The organism is Neisseria sp. P0009.S007 (genome assembly GCF_051962515.1).
This window is the reverse complement of the sequence record NZ_JBQCVF010000859.1, coordinates 1-510: the sequence shown is the minus strand read 5'-3', so window position 1 is coordinate 510 and position 510 is coordinate 1. Positions and strand designations below refer to the sequence as shown.

The window sequence follows — 510 nt, the reverse complement described above, 5'->3', positions numbered from 1 at the left end:
GATCAGGCTCATGTGTATCTCTTTTAAATGTCGCAAAACAATGGGATTGTACCGATTGTCGGTGCAAATCTCAATCCTGAAGGCGTAATTTACACTCGCCCTGCTAACATTTTCCATGTTGTTTTTGATATTTTTTAACAAGCTAAAAATAATCCAACTGTTTGCTTATATTGAATTTAAAGTAAAAATCCTATGACTGGCCAAACTATGATTCAAATGAAAAAGGGCATGTCCGGCATACCCCTTTTCCCTTTCTTTTCAGACGGCCTCAACCTAGTTTTTTTAAAACAGTTTGGAAACCAAAAACAACCAGAAATAATGGCAGACCAATCCGCAAAACCACGCCAAACCGATGCGGTTGTTGGCCAAAAACGTTTGAAAGCACAACTGGCGGTCGCGCGTACGGATGGCGGCATACTGCTGATACTGCCAATAAACGGTTACCGGCAATACCAGCCAATAAGGCCAAGTTGCACCGATTTTGATACCCAGTACCGCCATCAATACCGT

Annotated in this window: 1 pseudogene; it reads right to left on the bottom strand. The window is 42.0% G+C overall.

Annotated features, from left to right (window positions below):
* Positions 1–282 precede the first annotated feature (282 nt).
* Positions 283–510 (bottom strand): annotated as a pseudogene (locus ACTHS3_RS16790) (4-hydroxybenzoate octaprenyltransferase); the annotation flags it as partial.